The sequence below is a fragment of the Blautia luti genome (assembly GCF_013304735.1).
Taxonomy (GTDB): domain Bacteria; phylum Bacillota; class Clostridia; order Lachnospirales; family Lachnospiraceae; genus Blautia_A.
This window is the reverse complement of record NZ_JAAITI010000054.1, coordinates 1-18532: the sequence shown is the minus strand read 5'-3', so window position 1 is coordinate 18532 and position 18532 is coordinate 1. Positions and strand designations below refer to the sequence as shown.

Sequence of the window (18532 nt, the reverse complement as noted above, 5' to 3'; positions counted from 1 at the left end):
CTCACCCTTTCTTATCATAGAAGAATCCTATTTACAGAGATTTTTTCATAGTCTCTGTAAATATTGTACAGGCGTCTTTTTGTTTGTCGCAGAGTATACAACTCTGCGGCATTTCTTTTTTTCTATATAATACTTCTTATTTATAAGTACCGGATCTCCACATCCATCCCGCCGTTTCCGTCCGTTTCCAGAACTGCATAGCTGGGTCTTCTGCCCCGTTGCCTTGGGAAGGCCAGGCTTCCGGGGTTTACAAGAAGAATTCCGTCTTCTTTTTCCAGGACCGGCACGTGAATGTGTCCGAAAAATGCCGCATTGCAGCCACGCTGTTTTGCAGCATCTGCCAGCTGGTCAAAAGCCATGGACACGCCATAATAGTGACCATGTGTCACCAGTACCTTATTTCCTTCAATGTCGATCACATCTTCTCTTGGAAGATCGGAGAAAAAATCATTATTTCCGGATACAATGCTGCAGGGACAGTCTGCGAGGGCTTCGATATAAAATTCTCTGCCTTCCACGTCTCCACAATGCACCAGCATGTCAAAAGGAGCTTCCCGGTTTACTGCGATCTCCAGGTTTTCATCTCTTCCGTGGGTATCGCTCACGATCAGCACCTTCATACAAGTTCTTCCTTTATAAGGCGAAGGGCTTTTCCGCGATGGCTGATCCTGTTTTTTTCTTCCATGGAAAGTTCTGCGGAAGTGCAGCCATATTCCGGAAGATAAAAGATCGGGTCATAGCCAAAACCGTTCTCGCCTTTTTCCTCGTATCCAATGCGCCCCTCCATGGTGGCACGGACCGTCTCTCTTCTGCCATCCGGGAAAGCCGCCGCAATGGCACAGACAAAACGTGCGGTACGTTTCTCATCCGGTACACCTTCCAGACGTTCGATCAGGTTCGCGTTTTTGATGTGGTAGGAAGTGTCCTCTCCCATGTAACGTGCGGAATAGATTCCCGGCTCTTTATTCAGATAGTCGATCTCAAGGCCGGAATCATCTGCCAGAACGATCTCACCGGTCATTTTGCAGATGGCCTCAGCTTTGATCATGGCATTTTCTTCGAAGCTTTTTCCATTTTCGTCGATATCCGCATGGATTCCGGCATCTTTCAGGGAAAGGATCTCAAGCTGGGGATCCGCAAGTATCCTTCGGATCTCCTTCATTTTCCCCTCGTTTCCAGTGGCAAAAATGATCTTTTTCATTCTTTTATACTTCCTTTCTTCGGCGGACGTGGTCCAAGGAACTGGTAATAGTAGGTTTTCATCATTCCGTTATAGATCTTACGGTTCTTGTCTGCTTTTCGGCCGATATCATTCTCTGCCTTGTCATAGGCGGTGATAAGATACATGGACCAGCGATCCAGGCGCTTATAGCTCTCGCCGATCTCACGGTACAGTGCCGGAAGATTCTCTTTTTCCTCGATTCGCTCACCATAGGGCGGATTGGTCACAATAAAACCAAACGGTTTGGAGTGGCGGAGTTCGCTGACCGGTCTCTGCTGAAAATGGATCAGTTTGTCCACTCCTGCCATCTTTGCATTGGCCCGTGCTGCCTTGATAGCTGCCGCATCGATGTCAAAGCCCTGGATATCCGTCTCAATATCAAGATTTACCCGCTCTCTGGCTTCTTCTCTTGCATCTTCCCAGCATTCCTTCGGGATGAGATGTTCCCAGCTCTCAGCCAGGAAGTGGCGGTTCATTCCAGGTGCCATATCCGCTGCCATCATTGCCGCCTCAATGGGAAAGGTACCACTTCCGCAGAAAGGATCCACGAGAATACGGTCTTTTTTCCACGGGGTCAGCATCAGAAGTGCGCTGGCAAGTGTCTCTGTGATGGGTGCTTTCACGGTCATCTGACGGTATCCTCTCTTATGAAGAGATACGCCGGAAGTATCGATCCCGATCAAGGCCACATCTTTCATAAATGCCACACGGATTGGGAATTCCGGACCGTCTTCCGGGAACCAGGAAATTCCGTAGATGCCTTTGAGACGTTCTACGATGGCTTTTTTCATGATGGACTGGATATCGGATGGGCTGAAAAGTTTACTCTTGATGGAGTTTGCCTTGGCTACCCAGAATTTACCGTTCTTCGGTATGTAATTCTCCCATGGGAGAGCCTTGGTCTTCTCAAAAAGTTCGTCGAATGTCTCGGCTTTTACTTCGCCTACTTTCAGAAGGACGCGTTCTGTGGTGCGGAGGAACAGATTGGCGTCTGCCACACCCTGGGCGTCTGCCTCAAAAGTTACTCTTCCGTCTTCCACTTTGATCACTTCATAACCAAGGTCCAGTATTTCACGTTTCAGTACCGCCTCTGTTCCGAAATGGCAGGGCGCTGTTAATTCCCACAGATTCATAAAGTGATCTCCCGTACTGTATTTCCTTCAAAGTCTTTGATTGTAAAAATTCCGTTCTCAAGGATTGCGTAGGTTGGCGGGTTGCCTTCCTTTGGAATGGATACGGAACCTGGGTTCAGAAGGATATAATTTCCCATGTTTTCTGCTTTCAGCACATGTGTATGGCCGTGGATCAGGATGTCGCCGTCCATCATTGGCGGAAGGTTATCTTTGTTGTAGATGTGACCGTGTGTGGCGTACAGAGTTTTTCCATCGATGGCGAGAATGCAGTAGTCTGCCATCACCGGGAAGTCAAGGACCATCTGGTCTACCTCTGCCTCACAGTTTCCGCGTACTGCGTAGATCTGATTTTTTCTTTCATTTAAAAGGCGGATGACTTCCTTCGGTGCGTATTCCTTCGGAAGGTCATTTCTCGGACCGTGATAAAGCAGATCTCCCAGAAGTACCAGTCTCTCCGCCTTCTCTTCGTCATATGCTTCCAGCATTTTCCGGCAGTAGTATGCCGAACCATGTACATCGGATGCGAACATATATTTCATAATCTTTTCTCCTTGTGGTTTGTGTCATTTTTATTCCTGTTCTTTACATTATCATGATTTCCTTTAAAATACAAGCACAAGCCATTGCCAGTCATGCATTCGTAATCCCCTTCAATGCTGGTCACGGAGCGAACAGTGATTCCGTTTCGATGCCGCCCTGCGATTTCCCGTTTCCTCTGATCTATTACTCTGTTTTATCCGCTTACAAGATTCCGGCCTCTGTAGGCTGCAAATCCGCCGATCACAGACCGGGTGCGGCAGCCCGCTCTTGCCAGGCTCCGGGCGGCCTGCATGCTGGCACCACCGCGGTCACAGTATAGTATCAGGATCTTATCTTTTGGAAACTGGTACCTCTGATCCTGTTTTTTCTCAAGATATTCTTCCAGCTCATGGTATGGAATGTTTACTGCGTTCCGGACATGTCCCTTTTTGTAGGAGACCGGGTCCCGGAGATCTATGATAACGGCGTCACTGCGCTCCACATAATAATCCAGCATTTTGGCAGAGATAGTTTCGATCTGAAACATGGAAAAATCTCTCCTCTTTTTGCTATATTATATGGAAGCTTCTGTAGGAATGTTCCCTTATATGTATGGAAGCGGGAGAAAGCCAGCTCTGACTTTTTCCCGCTTTTTTTCCGATTTTTTCTGTATGATCCGGCCAACTGACTGATGGATCCTGTACCGCATAAAAATGGTGCTTCTGCTTATTGCGTATTGATCCTCTGCCTAGTATCTTCCGGATCACTTACCCTGAATATCTAGTATCTGTCGGACTCTCTGTCTTTCTCTGAATCGTACTCGTCGGATGTTTTGTTTCCGTAACTGTTGCCGTAGCTGTTTTTGGAACTGTTTTTAGAAGAATTTCTGGAGCTGTTTCTGGAACTGTTTTTTCCGCAGTTTCTGGAATCACTTTCCCCGTAATTTTTTCCCGCATAATTGGACTCATTTCTGTCTGTTTCGTAATTTTTCGCCATTTGAATTACCTCCTGATGAAGTTGATTTTTGCGGCTTTCTGAAGCTTTCTGCCGCTTTTTATTACAGGAAATAGTATCCCAAAAAGTTTGGAGATTATTCGCCAAAATGATATTGCTTTTTTTTCCAGTTTATATTATAATCATTCTTGTAAAAAGAATTTACCCTTCAAAAATTTTTTTTACATAACCCCTTATTTAATTATTTATACTCCCCTCGAAACACCCGGTAGCTCCCCTACCGGGTGTTTCTCTATGCAAAGAACAGGCCGCCGGAACGACCTTATCATTGTCGTTCCGGCGGCCTGTTTTTTATCCATTGATGGGGTTCACATGCACCATGCAGTGCTTTACGTCTTTGAATTTATCTTCGATGGTATGATGCACATTTTCCGCAATATCATGTGCATCGTTGAGGGATATTTCTCCTGCCGCCGCGATCTCGATATCCACGTACATTTTGGATCCGAAAAGGCGGGTTCGAAGAAGATCCACTCTTCTGACGCCCGGCACCTTGAGGATCTCACGGCGCATCGATTCTTCGGTTTTTGCATCACAGGAGTGATCTACCATCTTGTCAATAGCATCCCTGAAAATATCGATCGCAGCTTTGGCGATCATAAAGCAGATCACGATACTGGCAACAGGATCCAGGATGGGGTATCCCAGTCTTGCTCCGAAGATACCCACAAAGGCTCCGATAGAGGAAAGTGCATCAGAGCGGTGATGCCATGCATCTGCCATCAGTGCTCCGGAATTGATCTTCTTCGCAGCACCTCTTGTGTACCAGAACATCCACTCTTTTGTCACGATGGATACCACTGCCGCGATCAGCGCAAGGGTCCCAGGGATGGCGATCGTTCCGCCGGATGTACTTTTTACAATATCACGGACACCGGTAATGCCGATGCCAAGACCTGTTACAAGCAGCATCCCCGCAAGAACAATGGAAGAAACGCACTCCATTCTCTCATGTCCGTACTGATGCTCCTTGTCCGATTTTTTTGCAGAAAGACGGACACCGATGATAACAATAAAAGTACTTCCCACATCGGATGCAGAATGGATCGCATCAGAAATCATCGCTCCGGAATGCGCCGCAATACCGGCGATAAGTTTAAATATGGATAACAGCAGATTTACCAGGATACTGATCCCGGACACCTTCATCGCCGTCTGCTGTTCCCATGAGCTTTCTTTATCTGTGTCGTGTATAATCGTTTCGTTTTTTGTGTGTTCCATAAACAGGACCTCCTTTTGATTAGCATATGATTCTGGTCTTTCTTATGGCACAACATTTTCCGTGAAAAAACCGGCGGTTCTTTCACTACTCGCTGAACTGCGATTTCCGCCGGTGTTCTTTCTTATCTACATAGGGATCTCCCAGTTTCTACCTTCTGTTCCATCCATATTTTTGCAGTAAAAAAGACATACCTGCGAAACATACACTGTCCCGCAGATATGTCTGAAATTCTTATCTCGTAAACATATCCGCTGCCGCTTCCTGCGGCCCGGCCCCACGCCCTCAGAATAAAAAACTCCAAAGGCATCGCCTGCTCAGTTTGTACTGTTGATCTCGCATCCTGTTCGAATGTAATGCAGTGCAAAGAGAATTTTTACAGTCTTGCGGGTCTTCCGCTTGACTTCCCAGAAAGGATACACCTTGCACCATCTGTTAGTCAAGCCAAAGATTTTTTATATTTTATAGTAGGATTTTAAGGTATTACAGATATTATAAAACCGGGAGCGGATAAATCCACTCCCGGTCAAATCTACGATCTGTATTCAGTTGGAATGATCGATTATGCCTGCGGGCCAGCAGCAACGAGTGCTTTACCAGCAGCATTTCCTTCATATTTAACAAAGTTCTTAACGAATCTTGCAGCAAGATCTTTAGCCTTTGTCTCCCACTCTGCAGCGTCTGCATATGTGTCACGTGGGTCAAGGATTGCAGGATCTACGCCTGGAAGCTCTGTCGGAACCTCGAAGTTGAAGAATGGGATCTTCTTTGTCGGAGCTTTAAGAATAGATCCGTCAAGGATAGCATCGATGATACCACGAGTATCTTTGATGGAGATACGTTTTCCAGTTCCGTTCCATCCTGTGTTAACGAGGTATGCTTTCGCACCGCTCTTCTCCATTTTCTTAACGAGCTCCTCAGCATATTTTGTCGGGTGAAGCTCAAGGAATGCCTGTCCGAAGCAAGCGGAGAATGTAGGAGTAGGCTCTGTGATTCCACGCTCTGTACCAGCAAGTTTAGCTGTGAATCCGGAAAGGAAGTAGTACTGTGTCTGCTCCGGTGTCAGGATAGATACTGGAGGAAGTACGCCGAATGCATCTGCGGACAGGAAGATAACTTCTTTAGCTGCCGGTGCAGAAGATACCGGGCGAACGATGTTCTCGATGTGGTTGATCGGGTAGGAAACACGTGTGTTCTCTGTTACGCTCTTGTCAGCGAAGTCGATCTTTCCATCTTTATCAAGTGTTACATTCTCAAGAAGAGCGTTTCTCTTGATCGCATTGTAGATGTCCGGCTCAGACTCTTTGTCAAGGTTGATAACCTTAGCGTAGCATCCACCCTCGAAGTTGAATACTCCGTTGTCATCCCAGCCGTGCTCGTCATCACCGATCAGAAGACGCTTAGGATCTGTGGAAAGTGTTGTTTTACCTGTTCCGGAAAGACCGAAGAAGATTGCTGTGTTCTCTCCGTTAAGGTCTGTATTTGCAGAGCAGTGCATGGAAGCAATGCCCTTAAGCGGCAGATAGTAGTTCATCATGGAGAACATACCTTTCTTCATCTCTCCGCCGTACCATGTATTTACGATAACCTGCTCACGGCTTGTAATGTTGAACATTACAGCTGTCTCAGAGTTAAGACCCAGCTCTTTGTAGTTCTCAACTTTAGCCTTGGATGCGTTGTAAACAACGAAATCTGGCTCAAAGTTCTCAAGTTCCTCAGCTGTTGGCTGAATGAACATGTTTGTTACGAAGTGTGCCTGCCAAGCAACCTCAACGATGAAACGGATAGCCATACGTGTATCTTTGTTAGCTCCGCAGAATGCATCTACTACGAAAAGTCTCTTGTTGGAAAGCTCTTTCTTAGCAAGATCTTTAACTGCAGCCCATGCTTCCTGAGTTGCCGGATGGTTATCGTTTTTGTACTCATCGGATGTCCACCAAACTGTGTCTTTGGAGTTCTCATCCATAACGATATATTTGTCTTTAGGGGAACGTCCTGTGTAGATACCTGTCATTACATTGACAGCACCAAGCTCGCTGACCCGACCAATCTCAAAGCCCTCAAGCTCAGATTTGGTCTCTTCCTCGAATAATACATCGTAAGAAGGATTGTACACGATCTCAGTTGTTCCGGTAATACCATACTTTGTTAAATCGATTTTTGCCATCTTAACATTTACCTCTCTTCTTTAATAGTAATTATGATAGCCACCTACTTTTGCAGGTTTTTGTCATCCTGCCATAGGAATTGGTCATTCCAACATCCCTATCCACAATTATACATAAATTGTACGTAAAAGCAACCAAAAAAATTCATTTTACGCAAAAAAATGATAAATCTTTAACAGTGACGTTTTGGTGCTGTCAGATTTTATTTCATCTACACTTGACTTTTTCAGAATAATAGCTACAATATATCTGATTATAGTTATTATATATATTTATAATAGCAACTATATGATTTTAATATATAGAAAGAAGTGATTTCTATGTCAGATATTCTGATCAAACGTAATCATATGGAAATCCCCTGGCACAACTACGTAAGCGCCAGGAACAGCCAGCCCATCACCGAGGCTTCTCTTTCCGAAAAAGCTTCCCTGATCGGCCGTACAGGCATGATGCTTCTCTCCTGTGGGACCGGTGCCTGGCGGGTACGGAGTTCCATGAATACATTGTCAGAAGCACTTGGCATCACCTGCTCCGCAGATATCGGACTAATGTCTATAAGCTACACCTGCTTTGACGGTGAGAGCAGTTTTTCCCATGCACTTAGTCTGACTACCACCGGCGTAAATACTTCCAGACTGAACAGGCTGGAACATTTTGTCAGTGATTTTCCTGCGGAGGGTATCCATATGAGCGGTGAAGCACTGCACAGTCAGTTAGATGAGATCGAGCGGATCCACGGGCTTTATTCCCCTGCATCCCTGGGACTGGCTTCTGCACTGGCCTGTGGTGCATTTACTTTTCTTCTGGGCGGTGGCCCGCTGGAAATGATCCTGGCTTTTGCAGGCGCAGGCATCGGAAACGCCATCCGCTGCAAGCTTGGCAAGCATCATTTTACTCTGTTTATGTGCATTGCAGTTTCTGTTTCCTCCGCCTGTCTTGTATATGCAGGCTTCCTGAAGCTGGCAGAGCTTCTGTTCCACATTTCCGTCCAGCATGAGGCCGGATACATCTGTTCCATGCTGTTTATCATTCCGGGCTTTCCGTTTATCACAAGCGGGATCGACCTTGCCAAGCTGGATATGCGTTCCGGTCTGGAACGACTGGCCTACGCCATTATTGTTGTAATGGTGGCTGCTGTCTCTGCCTGGCTGATGGCACTGCTTCTTCATCTGAAGCCTGTGGATTTCCTGCCTCTGGAGCTTTCGGCAGCTCAGAGGATCCTGTTCCGGCTTCTGGCAAGCTTCTGCGGGGTATTCGGCTTTTCGGTCATGTTCAACAGCCCTGTCCGTCTAGCCGCAGCTGCCGCCTTCATCGGCGCACTGTCCAACACTTTACGTCTGGAGCTTGTTGATCTTGCCGGTTTTCCACCTGCTGCCGCGGCTTTTTTCGGAGCACTGACAGCCGGACTTCTGGCCTCCCTCATCAAAACAAAAGTGGGATATCCCAGGATTTCCATTACCGTGCCATCCATTGTGATCATGGTTCCCGGACTTTATCTCTACCGGGCGATCTACAATCTGGGGATCATGTCCCTAAATGTTTCCGCCTCCTGGTTTGCAGCTGCGATCCTGATCATCGTTGCTCTTCCCCTGGGCCTTATTTTCGCCAGGATCCTTACGGACAAAATGTTCCGCTACTGCACCTGATGGGCATACAAAAAGGACTGCTTTCTGTAGCTTCCGGTCATCAACTATCCTTCTGATAACCGGAGCAATACAAAAGCAGTCCTTTTTTGTACACTCTATTTCATTACGATCTCATCAGCGATCCCGATCATTTTTTCCAGTCGGTCCGCAAATTTATGGATGGGGAGAAAAACGCCCAGTCCGTCATAACGTTTTCCACCATCCTCCACAGAATCCTGCCCATAATACACAAAGGCTCTTGGAAGCTTCTTCTGGATTGCCATCATAATATCCCATACAGCTGCATAGGCCTGTGCCTCCGTTTCCTTTTCCTTTACGCTGTCCGGAAGCTCATACACCAGCAGCACTCCGATATGTTCGCCCATTTTGTACTCTTCTACTTCCATGGTAGCTTCATCATAGGCATGTCGCTTCCGGTAGCCATACGCCAGATACATCTTTACGCCCGGTTTCTCCCTGTATATCCTACGGAACCGATCATAATCCCTGTCACTTACATGGATTCCCTTTTCCCGCAGAAAATTTCCATTTTCATCCGTGAGAAGCACCGGATTCTCCTGTCCGTCTGCATTGAACCTGAACGGTGCCAGAAAAGAATTTCGCAGAAGATCAAACATACTGTTCTGGCAGATTGCCATAAGGAGAGCTGTCAGATCACGGTTTTTATATGCGTCCAGCAATGCATAGGCGAATTTTTCCGGAGGAAGATATCCGCATTCTATGTCTGTATCCGCATCCATGGATTCATAGAAGGTCTCCGTCAGCCGTCTGCACGCCTCCGGATCCTTCAGGATCTTTTCAAATAAAAGCTCCGCCTTTTCCTCTCTTGGGAATAATGTGCTGTTTTCCACAATTCCTCACCCTTTCTAATCTCTATGTTTACTGGAAAACATCAGAATAAAGCTGATCAGAAGCAAAACATCCGATACCCAGATTGCCGGGATCCCCAGCCTCATGGACAGATTTCCTCCGCCACCGGCTCCAATGGCAAAAAAGAAAATTATTCCGAAATAATAAAGAGCCTGCTTCAGCTGTTCCGGACGTTTTTCACGACAATACACGGACAACGCCGCCGTGCCGCTTCGTAAATTTCCGATGCACATAGTGCTTGCATAGGAATAACCGCCCACCTTCCGGAAGGTCTGTACCTGCATGGCGCAGGAAAAGGATACCAGTACGGTTGCCAGCATATCCAATTCTCCCGGCATAAATCCCACCGCAAAAAGGATCAGGATCTCGATCAGCAGGATCATCTGCCTCCAGTGAAGTTTTTTTGCATATTTAAAGGTATTCTGGATTCGCTCCGCCGCTACAACACCAATGGCAAAGGCTAAAACAGGGAACAGGTACCTTAAACCGTCTCCCCACTGTCCTGTCATAAAATTTTGGCTCATCAGAACCACGTTGCCGGTCTGGGCGTTGGAAAACACCTCATCTCTTGTAAAATATGTGTAGGCATCCTGAAATCCGCCGGACATTGCCAGAAATATACTTGTAATAAAAGCTTCTGACATCTGCCTGTCTGCGCTCTGCAGCTTTCTGCCTCCTGAAACCACTCCAAATCACTCCCGTCATTGATTTTTTTCCTCGGGTGTATTATAGTTTGCTCAGAAGCAAATGTAAAAAGTATTATTAATATCGTAAACATATTAAAATCATATCACAGGATGGAGACTATACATGATCACTTACGACTACTACCGCATCTTTTATTATGTAGCCCAGTATAAAAGTTTTACCAAGGCAGCACGGGCTCTTCATAACAACCAGCCAAATATCACCCGCTGTATGAACAACCTGGAGCAGGAACTGAAATGTACTCTTTTTCTCCGCTCCAACAAAGGAATCGCTCTTACACCGGAAGGCCGCCAGCTCTACGAACACGTTGCCCTGGCTTTTGAACAGCTGAGTATTGGGGAAGAGGAGATACGACAGAACGGGGAGCTGGAGCATGGCCTGGTTTCCATCGGTGCCAGTGAAAATGCCCTGCGTCTGATCCTTCTGGAAAAGCTGGAGCTGTTCCGTGAACAATATCCTCATGTGCGCCTGCGCCTTTTCAACCATTCTACTCCCCAGGCTGTACAGGCACTGAAAAATTATGCGGTGGATTTCGCTATTGTCACCACTCCGATCTCCATCCGCAAGCCTTTACAGAAAAAAAGTCTCCTGCGTTACCGGGAGATCCTTGTATGCGGAAGCAAATATAAGGATCTGACCACTGCCCCTATCAGCATCCATGAGCTTCAGGATCTGCCCTTTGTAGGTCTTGCGGAAGGAACCAGCACCAGAGAAATGTATATGAATTACTTTATGGAAAACCGTGTTTCTTTTCATCCTGACATCGAGGCAGCAACTACAGACCAGGTCCTTCCCATGATCGTCCACAATCTGGGAATCGGCTTTTACCCCGAGCCCCTTGCCCGGGAAGTGATCAATGACGGGAAGATTTTTGCCCTTCAGCTTAAGGAGCCGCTCCCTCAGAGGGAAGTCTGCCTAGTCACAAACAGCAGTACTACCATGAGTACTGCTGTCAAAAAAGCCATTGAATTTATTGTGTAAATCTCTGGGACTGATCAGCCATTTATGGTTATTGTTCCACTGTCCTCTCAATATGCATGGCAAGATAACCAATTTCAATAGGATCCAGCTCTTTACCCAGGCTTTTGCCCAGGCTCTCACAGACATCCTCCGCGATCCTGTAGGATTCCGGATATTTTTCTTCTATATATTCATTCATATCCAGCTTCAGTGTCTCCCCTGTGGAGACACGGGCTACCATATATTTGATATGGTTCATCATACGGTTGTAGGACAGGGAGATCACATCGATCTTTCTTCCTGTGGCCATCTCGATCATGGCGATGCATTCCCGTACCGTTCTTGCTGTCTGCATGGCAACAGACACCTTTTCATCTCCAAGTGCTGAGTGAATATGAAGTGCCACATATCCCACCTCATGCTCGTCGATTTCAATATCCATCCGCTCCTTCAGGATCTTCTTCAATACCTCCGCCACCTTGAATTCGCTGTAAAAAAGCACCTTGATATCCTCAGTCAGAGGATTGCTGATCTGCTCATGATTCCGGATACGTCCCACTGCAAAGGAAATATGATCAGCAAGGGGAAACAGGATCCTTCTGTCTATGGTATTCCCAAAGGTCTTCTCAGCTTCTCTCAATATCTCATCTGCGATCTCCAGAAATTCCGGTGCTACGCTCTTTGCCAGTTCTTTTGCTGAGCCACGTTCTGTCTCCTGAGCCAGCCTGTAAATAGTACAGTCTGCCGGAGCATCAAAACGCTGGCTGACCTTCTTTCCAAATCCCACACCTTTTCCCAGAAGTACATATTCCTGGTTTTCTTCCATATTTATGGCAATGATGCCATTATTGTTCAATACCTTGCTCACTCTGTACATCTTTTTCCCCACCATTTTTATATATCCTGCTGCTTTTCCACATTCCACCACTGTCTGCCCCGGATTTTCAGTCGACATTTTTGTCTGCAGCTGTTGATTTTCTTTATCGTAACAGAATCTTTCTTTTGTGTAAAGCCCTTCTGACAGACAGTTATTTTCTTTGCCACAGGAAAAGCGCGCCCGGGCATTAGGCGCGCTTTTCACAAAACCAATCTTCTATATTATTGCTGAAAAATTTCCTATTCTTCCACAGTCTCTACTGCGAACAACGGCTCTCCTGCCTTGATCTCTCCATTGGCAAGAAGGCGTACTCTCTGATCATCCTCGATCTCTGTGCAAAGGATCGGAGAACATAAGGACGGAGCGTTTTCTGTAAGATACGGGATGTCAATCTTCATCAACGGCTCGCCTTTTTTTACATGCTGTCCCTGCTCTACCAGGATCTCGAAGCCTTTTCCTTCCAGCTTTACAGTATCAATGCCGATATGGAGGAGCATAGGAAGATCTGTATCTGTCTGGAATCCGATGGCATGCTTTGTGTCAAAAATAAACTCTACCTCGCCGTCTTCCGGAGCACAGATCACCGGGTCCTTCGGTGTGACTACAGCACCCTCTCCCATCATTCCTTCCGCAAAGCCTTCATCCGGCGCTGTGGAAAGGTCTGCGGCGATACCGGTTACCGGGCTGTAGACAATCGCTGTTCTGAGAACCTTTTTCTCTGGCTGCGTGCTGGCTTCGGATGTCGGAGCTGTGTTCTGAGTAGCCTCACCTGTACTTTCTGCTGTACGCTCTGTATCAGACTGAGCCTGATTTTCCGCATTGTCTGTTTCTTTCTCATTTGCACCTTCAAAATATTCATTCGGCGCTGTCTCCAGATAATCCTCCAGCTTGGATTTAATCACAGTTACCTGCGGACCGTAGATGATCTGCACGCCCTGGCCTTTTTTCACGATTCCTCTGGAGCCTGTTGTTTTCAGAATGTCGTCGTTAACTCTTGCTGCATCATGGACGGTGATACGGAGTCTTGTTGCACAGCAGTCCACATCACTGATGTTTTTCTTTCCGCCAAGACCGGCTGTGATGGCTTCACTTACCGGGTCTGCGGATGTACTTCCTGCTGCTTCACCGGCTTTTCCGGCTTCTTTTCTCGCGTTTACATCTGCTTTTGTATAAAGCTTTGTTTCTGTGTCGTCATCCTCACGTCCCGGAGTCTTGAAGTTGAACTTTTTGATCAGGAAGGTGAAGATCACATAATAGAGAATAAAGTAAATGATACCTACCGGGATAATCCTGAGCCAGCTTGTCTTTGCATTTCCCTGAAGGATCCCGAACAGGAACAGATCAAGGAAACCGCCGGAAAAGGTAAGTCCTACTGCAATGTTCAGCATATGTGCGATCATATAAGCCGCGCCTGCAAGAACAACCTGTACCGCAAACAATGCAGGAGCTACAAACAGGAAAGAGAACTCCAGTGGCTCTGTGATTCCTGTAAGCATACATGCAAGGGCTGCGGAAAGAAGAAGTCCGCCTGCTGCTTTTTTCTTCTCAGGCTTTGCACAGCGGTACATGGCAAGAGCTGCTCCCGGAAGACCGAAGATCATGAAAATGAACTCTCCGGAAAAATATCTTGTTGCATCTGCGCTGAAATGCGCTACATTTGCGGAATCTGCAAGCTGGGCGAAAAAGATGTTCTGTCCGCCCTGTACCATCTGGCCTGCAACCTCCATAGTCCCGCCAACGGCTGTCTGCCAGAATGGCATATAAAATACGTGATGAAGTCCGAAGGGGATCAGCGCACGTTTGATAATACCGAAGATCAGAGTTCCGATATAGCCGCTGCCTGTTACAAGACCGCCCAGAGCATAAATACCGTTCTGGACTGCCGGCCATACGAAATACATCAGGATTCCCACAAACATATATACAATGGTGGAAATGATAGGCACAAATCTGGAACCACCGAAGAAGGAAAGTGCGTTTGGAAGCACGATCTTATGAAAACGGTTGTGCAAAGCTGCAACACCAAGGCCGACGATGATACCGCCAAACACACCCATCTGTAAGGACTGGATGCCGCAGACAGAGGTTACAGTACCTTCCAGAACGCTTTTTGCGATCTGTCCGTCTGCTGTGATCTTACCATTTACTACCAGCATACCATTGATGGCTACATTCATAACAAAGTAAGCGATCAGTGCAGAAAGAGCTGCTACCTCTTTCTCTTTTTTTGCCATACCGATGGCCACACCTACTGCAAAGATCAGCGGCAGGTTATCAAATACCGCGCTTCCGACTTTGTTCATAATGATCAGGAGTGCATGTAAAATCGTTCCGTCTCCCAGAATCTTCTGAAGTCCGTAGGTTGCAATGGTTGTTTCATTTGTGAAGGAACTGCCGAATCCAAGAAGCAGGCCTGCCACAGGAAGGATTGCTATGGGAAGCATAAAGGAACGTCCCACTCGCTGCAAAACTCCGAAAATCTTGTCTTTCATGTTTTCTCTCCTTTTCTTTCGACGTTTTGGAGCGGGAGTCTTTTAAGTGGGCAACAAAAAAGACACCAACCCCCATAAACGTCAAATAATAACATTTATGACTGGTTAATGCCTGCTTATCAGTTACACACCAAATCTGAAATACACTATACGGGTTTTGTTCTTCTATGTCAAGGAGTAATTTGATTTTTTCCCAAAAATATATCTCCTCATATCACTATCCGCTCCGTTGCCAGCAATCCCTCGCGGAATATTCCCTGTGAACAGCAGCCATATAGCTTCTATTCTCAGAAAGTATGCAGAAACGAAACAGACCTGAAATTCACTTATCTTGACTTTATTCTTACTTATGATAAGATGAACATAGAATGTCCGGCAGCAATGTTTTTTGCCCAGACAACACTATACATTTCATAAAAACGGAGGTACTTTTCCGATGAATACCATCAAGAAATTCATCCACTACTACGGCCCGTACAAAGCGGTCTTTTTTATTGACCTGATCTGTGCAGCCGTTATCAGTCTGGTAGATCTTGCTTATCCCCAGATTCTTCGTACTATGACAAAAACTCTCTTTACACAGGATAAGGATATGATTCTTCATGCCCTCCCTGTGATTGCAGCTTCTCTTTTTGTTATGTACATTGTGCAAAGTCTCTGCAAATATTATGTAACCTATCAGGGACATATGATGGGTGCAAAGATGGAACGTGATATGCGCCGGGAGCTTTTTGACCATTACCAGGAGCTGTCTTTTTCCTATTACAGCAGGAATAATTCCGGTCAGATGATGAGCAAGCTGGTCAGTGACCTTTTTGACATTTCCGAGTTTGCACATCATGGTCCTGAGAATCTTTTTATCTCTCTGGTAAAGATCGTCGGTGCTTTTATCTTCCTGTTCTTTATCAACAAGAAGCTTGCACTGCCGCTGATCCTCCTGGTGATCGTAATGTTTGTGTTTTCCTTCCGCCAGAATGCAAAAATGCAGGAAACCTTCATGGAAAACCGTCGTAAGATCGGAGATGTAAATGCCAGTCTTCAGGATACGCTTTCCGGAATCCGCGTGGTGCAGTCCTTCGCAAACGAGGACATCGAACGTGCCAAATTTAAGAAAAGCAATGAAGCGTTCCTTGTTTCCAAAAGAGATAATTATCACTGCATGGGAAGTTTCATGAGTTCCAATCTTTTCTTCCAGGGCATGATGTACCTGGTAACTCTTGTTTACGGCGGCTATCTGATCGCTCAGGGTGAAATGCAGACTGCAGATCTTGCCATGTATGCCCTGTATATCGGAATCTTTATCAGCCCCATCCAGATCCTGGTGGAACTTGTGGAAATGATGCAGAAGGGTCTTTCCGGTTTCCGCCGTTTCCTGGATGTGATGGAAACAGAATCCGAGATCAGGGATGCAGACAACGCTGCGGAGCTTACGGACGTGAAAGGACATGTGCGTTACGACCATGTTTCTTTTCATTACAGCGATGATGAAACTCCTGTGCTTTCCGATATCTCTATTGATATCCCGGCTGGAAAATCCATTGCCCTGGTGGGACCTTCCGGAAGCGGAAAAACCACGATCTGCTCTCTCCTGCCCAGATTTTATGATGTGACCGGCGGTTCCATTACTGTAGACGGAAAGGATATCCGCGGGCTGACTCTTAAGAGCCTTCGAAGCCAGATCGGTATGGTACAGCAGGATGTCTATCTTTTTGATGGAACCATCAAGGATAATATTGCCTACGGAAAGCCCGGAGCTTCCGATGAAGAGATCATCAAAGCCGCCAAATGTGCGAGTATCCATGACTTTATCATGGAGCTTCCGGATAAATACGACACTTATGTCGGAGAACGTGGCACACGCCTTTCCGGCGGACAGAAGCAGCGGATCTCCATTGCACGTGTATTCCTTAAGAATCCTCCGATCCTGATCCTGGATGAGGCCACCAGCGCTCTGGATAACGAAAGCGAACGTTGGATTCAGAAGAGTCTGGAGGAACTTTCAAAAAATCGTACTACCATTACGATCGCGCACCGGCTTTCTACGATCCGTGATGCGGATGAGATCATTGTGATCACGGAGGAGGGTATCGCCGAAAGAGGCACTCATGCTGAACTGCTTGAGAAGAATGGATTGTATGCTGCATATTACAATATGTAGAAAGATACGAGGGAGGCGCTTCGCTGTCCCACTGAGATTTTTATAGGGCAAAATAAAAGGCTGCTGTATACCTTATCAATAGTGATATAGATATATAGCAGTCTTTTTATTTGTCAATTACTATCTTTTCAAAAAATTCAATCAAAGATTACAGCAGATAAACCGGAAGCTCGTCTTTAATTCCTACTGGCTGGTTGTTGTCCGGCTCATCTTTCTTTGGGGTGAGGAATTTGGCCTGGAGTTCGTCGGCGTTTCCTCCGCTGATCACGTTCTGGGCTACAGTTCCTGTTGTTTCTGCTGCAGCTGTTTTCTTTGCTGCGGTTTTACATGCTGTTGTTTTTCTGGTAGTGGTTTTCTTTGCTGTTGTTTTTGTTGCGGCTGCTTTCTTTGCTGTGGTCTTCTTTGCAGGAGCTTTGGCTGCTGTTTTCTTTGCTGTAGTTTTTTCTGCCGCTTTTTCAGCTGTTTCAGCTTTTACCTCTGACGGCTTCTCTGCTGCTTTAACCTCAGCCTCTTTTACCTCTGTTTTTGTTTCTGTTTTGGATGCTTTTTCTGCATTTACTGCTCTTGCGATGCTTGCTTTACCTACTGACACGATTCATTACCTCCTCTGCCAATGCTATGTACTCTTTTGCGCTGCGGCTGCTTTTTTTGAACTCCACAACTGGTTCACTGCTGTCCTGGGACCATTCGATGGAGCTGTCTACACGGATAAAAGATTCGAAAAGATAGATTCCTTCCATTTCTTTCAGTGTTTCCATAGTCTGTTTGAAATAATTCTTTCTGGCATCTGCCTTGGTTACTACGATTCCCAAAACCTTTAAATCCGGAGCGATCTCCCTGACTTCATTGAGGAAATCAAACATATTTGCAAGACCAAACATACCCCACGGACTTGCCTCTACCGGAACAAGAACATAATCGGATGCACATAAAATATTCATCACCCAGCCGCCAAGAGTAGGCGGTGCATCAATGAGAATGTAATCGTACACTCCGGAATCTTTAACCTTCTGCAGACATTTCCGCAGGATAAACTCTCTCTGCCATTTTGTAAAAAGCTCATATTCCACGGAGCTCATCAGCGTAGACGACGGAACCAGATCCAGATTCTCATACTTCGTATGCACGATAAAATCGCTGAGATCCGACTGATGACCGATAGCATAGTAGAGATTCTTTTCCCCTGCTGCCATCTCAAGCACTTCTTCCTCCGAAAAAAAAGAAAGGGAAAGATTCAGCTGCATATCACCGTCTACCATCAGTACCTTCTTACCCATGCCGGCCAGTGCCGCTCCCACATTGGAACAGCTGGTGGACTTTCCGCTGCCGCCCTTATTATTTGCAAAACAGATCGTTACTGTATTTCCCATTACAGCCTCCCGACAACATAATTTCGTATTTTCTGTCACTTGCCCTTATTATAATATAACGTTCTCCTAAAAACAAGCACATCCCCCATAAAACCACGAAAACCGACAAAATAACCTCACATAAAACAACAGTATATACACCCAAAAACAGCAGGTTCCGGATCACTCCGAAA

Annotated in this window: 17 protein-coding genes and 1 riboswitch; of the genes, 3 read left to right on the top strand and 14 right to left on the bottom strand. The window is 46.2% G+C overall.

Going from position 1 to position 18532, the window contains the following annotated elements; genetic code table 11:
- Nucleotides 1–140: 140 nt before the first annotated feature.
- The 8 genes from G5B06_RS17395 to pckA form a co-directional block, all read right to left on the bottom strand.
- On the bottom strand, nucleotides 141–620 hold the full coding sequence (locus G5B06_RS17395; protein ID WP_021976243.1) for a metallophosphoesterase family protein: 480 nt from the start codon (nucleotides 618–620) through the stop codon (nucleotides 141–143).
- The gene (locus G5B06_RS17390; protein ID WP_021976242.1) at nucleotides 617–1201 is read right to left on the bottom strand and encodes an XTP/dITP diphosphatase; all 585 of its coding nucleotides are present in this window, start codon (nucleotides 1199–1201) and stop codon (nucleotides 617–619) included. Before G5B06_RS17390 ends, G5B06_RS17395 begins: the two co-directional genes overlap by 4 nt.
- Entirely contained in the window at nucleotides 1198–2355 is a 1158-nt protein-coding gene (locus tag G5B06_RS17385; RefSeq protein WP_118062720.1) for a THUMP domain-containing class I SAM-dependent RNA methyltransferase, read from the bottom strand. The genes G5B06_RS17390 and G5B06_RS17385 overlap by 4 nt, the downstream gene beginning before the upstream one ends.
- Nucleotides 2352–2894, bottom strand: coding sequence for a phosphodiesterase (gene yfcE / locus G5B06_RS17380; RefSeq protein WP_021976240.1), 543 nt, complete (start codon nucleotides 2892–2894; stop codon nucleotides 2352–2354). The genes G5B06_RS17385 and yfcE overlap by 4 nt, the downstream gene beginning before the upstream one ends.
- 194 nt (nucleotides 2895–3088) lie before the next feature.
- Nucleotides 3089–3421 carry a rhodanese-like domain-containing protein gene (locus tag G5B06_RS17375; RefSeq protein WP_118062721.1) on the bottom strand — a complete coding sequence of 111 codons (333 nt, stop codon included), beginning with the start codon at nucleotides 3419–3421 and terminating at the stop codon, nucleotides 3089–3091.
- Between the two features lie 233 nt (nucleotides 3422–3654).
- On the bottom strand, nucleotides 3655–3870 hold the full coding sequence (locus tag G5B06_RS17370; RefSeq protein WP_021976238.1) for a hypothetical protein: 216 nt from the start codon (nucleotides 3868–3870) through the stop codon (nucleotides 3655–3657).
- Between the two features lie 309 nt (nucleotides 3871–4179).
- Nucleotides 4180–5109, bottom strand: a complete 930-nt coding sequence (locus G5B06_RS17365) for a cation diffusion facilitator family transporter (RefSeq protein WP_021976237.1) — start codon at nucleotides 5107–5109, stop codon at nucleotides 4180–4182.
- 204 nt (nucleotides 5110–5313) lie between these two features.
- A riboswitch (NiCo riboswitch) is annotated at nucleotides 5314–5438 on the bottom strand.
- Between the two features lie 231 nt (nucleotides 5439–5669).
- Nucleotides 5670–7274, bottom strand: a complete 1605-nt coding sequence (gene pckA / locus G5B06_RS17360) for a phosphoenolpyruvate carboxykinase (ATP) (RefSeq protein ID WP_118062722.1) — start codon at nucleotides 7272–7274, stop codon at nucleotides 5670–5672.
- Between the two features lie 321 nt (nucleotides 7275–7595).
- On the opposite strand from pckA, the gene G5B06_RS17355 reads away from it, so the two are divergent.
- The gene (locus G5B06_RS17355; protein WP_118062723.1) at nucleotides 7596–8924 is read left to right on the top strand and encodes a threonine/serine ThrE exporter family protein; all 1329 of its coding nucleotides are present in this window, start codon (nucleotides 7596–7598) and stop codon (nucleotides 8922–8924) included.
- A gap of 95 nt (nucleotides 8925–9019) precedes the next feature.
- Here G5B06_RS17355 and G5B06_RS17350 read toward each other — a convergent pair whose 3' ends face one another.
- Together G5B06_RS17350 and G5B06_RS17345 are read right to left on the bottom strand one after the other, a co-directional pair.
- Entirely contained in the window at nucleotides 9020–9775 is a 756-nt protein-coding gene (locus G5B06_RS17350) for a DUF4866 domain-containing protein (protein ID WP_173763151.1), read from the bottom strand.
- Nucleotides 9776–9790: 15 nt separating this feature from the next.
- Nucleotides 9791–10438, bottom strand: coding sequence for a YoaK family protein (locus G5B06_RS17345; RefSeq protein WP_118070799.1), 648 nt, complete (start codon nucleotides 10436–10438; stop codon nucleotides 9791–9793).
- Between the two features lie 166 nt (nucleotides 10439–10604).
- On the opposite strand from G5B06_RS17345, the gene G5B06_RS17340 reads away from it, so the two are divergent.
- On the top strand, nucleotides 10605–11483 hold the full coding sequence (locus G5B06_RS17340; RefSeq protein ID WP_092070206.1) for a LysR family transcriptional regulator: 879 nt from the start codon (nucleotides 10605–10607) through the stop codon (nucleotides 11481–11483).
- Between the two features lie 28 nt (nucleotides 11484–11511).
- Here the strand turns inward: G5B06_RS17340 and G5B06_RS17335 are convergent, their stop codons facing one another.
- Together G5B06_RS17335 and G5B06_RS17330 are read right to left on the bottom strand one after the other, a co-directional pair.
- Nucleotides 11512–12339 (bottom strand): PRD domain-containing protein, encoded by an 828-nt coding sequence (locus tag G5B06_RS17335; RefSeq protein WP_118062747.1) that lies wholly within the window; start codon nucleotides 12337–12339, stop codon nucleotides 11512–11514.
- 239 nt (nucleotides 12340–12578) lie between these two features.
- Nucleotides 12579–14831, bottom strand: a complete 2253-nt coding sequence (locus G5B06_RS17330) for a PTS transporter subunit IIABC (protein ID WP_118062726.1) — start codon at nucleotides 14829–14831, stop codon at nucleotides 12579–12581.
- A 436-nt stretch (nucleotides 14832–15267) separates the two neighbouring features.
- On the opposite strand from G5B06_RS17330, the gene G5B06_RS17325 reads away from it, so the two are divergent.
- A complete protein-coding gene (locus G5B06_RS17325; protein ID WP_118062727.1) occupies nucleotides 15268–16989 on the top strand; it encodes an ABC transporter ATP-binding protein in 1722 nt (573 codons plus the stop codon).
- Nucleotides 16990–17137: 148 nt separating this feature from the next.
- Here G5B06_RS17325 and G5B06_RS18760 read toward each other — a convergent pair whose 3' ends face one another.
- Both G5B06_RS18760 and G5B06_RS17315 read right to left on the bottom strand, forming a co-directional pair.
- Complete coding sequence (locus G5B06_RS18760; protein WP_180214173.1) at nucleotides 17138–17581, bottom strand: hypothetical protein; 444 nt, start codon at nucleotides 17579–17581, stop codon at nucleotides 17138–17140.
- A complete protein-coding gene (locus G5B06_RS17315; protein ID WP_015526030.1) occupies nucleotides 17568–18359 on the bottom strand; it encodes a ParA family protein in 792 nt (263 codons plus the stop codon). Before G5B06_RS17315 ends, G5B06_RS18760 begins: the two co-directional genes overlap by 14 nt.
- Nucleotides 18360–18532: the final 173 nt, after the last annotated feature.

What these genes read in the sequence shown, in the direction of transcription:
- G5B06_RS17355 (WP_118062723.1), top strand. Translation starts at nt 7,596, where the DNA reads ATGTCAGATATTCTGATCAAACGTAATCATATGGAAATCCCCTGGCAC.
- G5B06_RS17375 (WP_118062721.1), bottom strand. Translation starts at nt 3,421, where the DNA reads ATGTTTCAGATCGAAACTATCTCTGCCAAAATGCTGGATTATTATGTG.
- G5B06_RS17385 (WP_118062720.1), bottom strand. Translation starts at nt 2,355, where the DNA reads ATGAATCTGTGGGAATTAACAGCGCCCTGCCATTTCGGAACAGAGGCG.
- G5B06_RS17390 (WP_021976242.1), bottom strand. Translation starts at nt 1,201, where the DNA reads ATGAAAAAGATCATTTTTGCCACTGGAAACGAGGGGAAAATGAAGGAG.
- G5B06_RS17345 (WP_118070799.1), bottom strand. Translation starts at nt 10,438, where the DNA reads ATGTCAGAAGCTTTTATTACAAGTATATTTCTGGCAATGTCCGGCGGA.
- G5B06_RS17395 (WP_021976243.1), bottom strand. Translation starts at nt 620, where the DNA reads ATGAAGGTGCTGATCGTGAGCGATACCCACGGAAGAGATGAAAACCTG.
- G5B06_RS17325 (WP_118062727.1), top strand. Translation starts at nt 15,268, where the DNA reads ATGAATACCATCAAGAAATTCATCCACTACTACGGCCCGTACAAAGCG.
- yfcE (WP_021976240.1), bottom strand. Translation starts at nt 2,894, where the DNA reads ATGAAATATATGTTCGCATCCGATGTACATGGTTCGGCATACTACTGC.
- G5B06_RS17315 (WP_015526030.1), bottom strand. Translation starts at nt 18,359, where the DNA reads ATGGGAAATACAGTAACGATCTGTTTTGCAAATAATAAGGGCGGCAGC.
- pckA (WP_118062722.1), bottom strand. Translation starts at nt 7,274, where the DNA reads ATGGCAAAAATCGATTTAACAAAGTATGGTATTACCGGAACAACTGAG.
- G5B06_RS17340 (WP_092070206.1), top strand. Translation starts at nt 10,605, where the DNA reads ATGATCACTTACGACTACTACCGCATCTTTTATTATGTAGCCCAGTAT.
- G5B06_RS17365 (WP_021976237.1), bottom strand. Translation starts at nt 5,109, where the DNA reads ATGGAACACACAAAAAACGAAACGATTATACACGACACAGATAAAGAA.
- G5B06_RS17335 (WP_118062747.1), bottom strand. Translation starts at nt 12,339, where the DNA reads ATGTACAGAGTGAGCAAGGTATTGAACAATAATGGCATCATTGCCATA.
- G5B06_RS17370 (WP_021976238.1), bottom strand. Translation starts at nt 3,870, where the DNA reads ATGGCGAAAAATTACGAAACAGACAGAAATGAGTCCAATTATGCGGGA.
- G5B06_RS17330 (WP_118062726.1), bottom strand. Translation starts at nt 14,831, where the DNA reads ATGAAAGACAAGATTTTCGGAGTTTTGCAGCGAGTGGGACGTTCCTTT.